Annotated in this window: 3 protein-coding genes; all 3 read right to left on the bottom strand. The window is 45.7% G+C overall.

From position 1 onward, the window contains the following. Positions 1-145: 145 nt before the first annotated feature. Positions 146-571, bottom strand: a complete 426-nt coding sequence (locus F6K53_RS41280; RefSeq protein ID WP_293086132.1) for an oligosaccharide flippase family protein — start codon at positions 569-571, stop codon at positions 146-148. Between the two features lie 96 nt (positions 572-667). Further along, a complete protein-coding gene (locus F6K53_RS41275; RefSeq protein WP_293086130.1) occupies positions 668-1,129 on the bottom strand; it encodes a hypothetical protein in 462 nt (153 codons plus the stop codon). A 22-nt stretch (positions 1,130-1,151) separates the two neighbouring features. Continuing rightward, the coding region (locus tag F6K53_RS41270; protein WP_293086128.1) for a glycosyltransferase family A protein at positions 1,152-1,575 on the bottom strand (424 nt) is incomplete at its 5' end.

Raw genomic sequence — 1,575 nt, 5'->3', positions numbered from 1 at the left:
CTACATGACGACGACTAATCCAATACTCTATAAACCAAAAAGCAGCATCTCCCACCACAAATGACCAATAGCTCAAACCGATAAAGGCGCAACCAGTGGTAGAGACTACTCGCACGAACGAGGCGATTATGGTAGCATTGGCTATTTACCGATACCTCATCTGTCTAGTGAGTACTCCCTGATAAACAGACTGGATAGAAGCCACCAGCAGATTAAAGGCGAACACGACCAGAATCCAGACCAGCTCTGGTACACCGAAAAAGTTAGCCGCTAGGGGGGATATCGCCACCATTGCCACTGCCAACATCAATCCCCTGGCAATAGCAATTGTGTATGTTGTATTTAAATAACGCTGGTCTTCAATGCCCTTGTAGACAATCAAAGAGTTGATGGTGCCTTGGGTGAACAAATTCAGGAAAGACCAAAAAATATAGGCAACGCTAATCACCCCAAATTCAGATGGCAACAGCAACCTTGCTAGTATCAGGTTACTTAGCAATACCAGCAGACGTGTCCCGAGGGCTCCGTATGTTGTCCAGAACCCACTTGTGAGTAACGAGCTGAGTTTCATTAGGTTAGCAAGGTTTGGAAGGGACAAAAGGCTTGCATGAAAAAGCCTTACATCTCAAAGGCAAATGACCAATTACTGATGACTAATACAAAATTTTTAGTTGTTTGCTCTGTATTCTACGGAGCCAAGTGATCGCTTAATCACCAACTTAGCTAGTGGTGCCAGACGTACAGCTACCAGCGTCAGAAGCGATCGCGGATCGCGATAGAAGATTGAACTATTGGCAGCTAACGCTTGGTTGATAAAGTGAACAGCTTTAGCTGCATCACCAGCAGTTAAAGATAATCGAGCTAGGTAGCGATACATATAAGCGTAAGCCGTCGGCAATACTTTCTCTACCAATTCTGGAGACCGTTCATAAGCTGATTTAATTACCTGTTCATGAGAATGCTGCATTTGTGCTATGTTAAAAGAAAGTCCAAAAGGACGAACTCGGTAGCAACACAGGATTTGTGGCTCCCGATGAAAACGCCAGCGTCCCGTAGCGGCAATTCTTAACCAGAAATCTATATCTTCTGAACTGCGTAACCCTTCGTCAAATTCCCCGACTTCATCCACTAGACAGCTTCGGAATACACCATTAGAACCATGACCAATGAAATTCTTGTACAGTAGGGCGCTTGAGTGGGTCAGACATAACTGGCTTACCACTCAGACGCATGATCGTGGGACTTCCATCATCACGGATTGCTTGTGAAGCACTGTAGACAACCCCTACTTCTGGTTCCCGATCCAGTACAGCCACATGCTTAGCTAGTTTGTCCGGCTTGTAGACATCATCTGCATCAAGTAGAGCGATGTAGCTAGCACGAGCATGACGGATGCCATAGTTACGAGCCGATGAGAGTCCTCCATTGGACTTCTGCAATAACTGAAAGCGTGAATCTCGCCGACAAAAGGGTTTAACCAGTTCAGCGGTATCATCAGTAGAGCCGTCGTCAACAATCAGGACTTCAAATTCTCGATAAGACTGACGCTCAAGAGAGACTAGCGCTTCCCAAATG

Source organism: Moorena sp. SIO4A1 (assembly GCF_010672065.1).
Classification (GTDB): domain Bacteria; phylum Cyanobacteriota; class Cyanobacteriia; order Cyanobacteriales; family Coleofasciculaceae; genus Moorena.
Note: the sequence above shows the minus strand (reverse complement) of the source record. Positions and strands in the feature narration are given on the sequence as shown.